Here is a 537-nt window from a genome sequence, read left to right on the forward strand (position 1 = left end):
ATTGCTCCTGGCGTTTGTACGCCCGGCCAATGTGATTTACACCAACATTGGAATGGGTTGTCCAATCGATGTACAACTGGAAAAAGCCGGGTTCTCCAATCTTCTTGAGGCCTCATCCATTCTTGAACTGTCTCACGGTCGCGGAAGCGACGAACTGGTCCATAGAGCATTGAAGGAATTCGCAACGGAGGCGCTCCCTTTCAAAAGGTTCGCTCCCAATGCGGCATTTTATTACACCGTGTTGCTTGCCTTCTTCCTCTTTGAGTGCTTCAAGGAAGACGTCTGCTCGGAGGTTGTACCCATCGAGTCTTACCCGACAACGCTGCGCCGCAAAATCATCGATATAGCGGCGAAGATTGTCCGAACCTCGGGCAAAATCATCCTGAAGTTGACCCAATCAGCATGGGAATTGCTCAACTTCGATAAACTCTGGACTAATAGCGGAACACCGCCGGTATTCACTTGGGCCTGAAGAAGAGCAGTTGAAACACACGGCAGGCCTAGGTCTATGACCGTGCCGAATCGCTCAGTTTAGGT

General features: G+C 50.7%; 1 pseudogene. It reads left to right on the forward strand.

What is annotated here, in order from left to right:
- A pseudogene (locus tag MWC30_RS21815) lies at positions 1-472 on the forward strand (hypothetical protein); the annotation flags it as partial.
- Between the last annotated feature and the right edge of the window lie 65 nt (positions 473-537).

The sequence above is a fragment of the Desulforhabdus sp. TSK genome (genome assembly GCF_022836495.1).
Taxonomy (GTDB): Bacteria; Desulfobacterota; Syntrophobacteria; order Syntrophobacterales; family Syntrophobacteraceae; genus Desulforhabdus.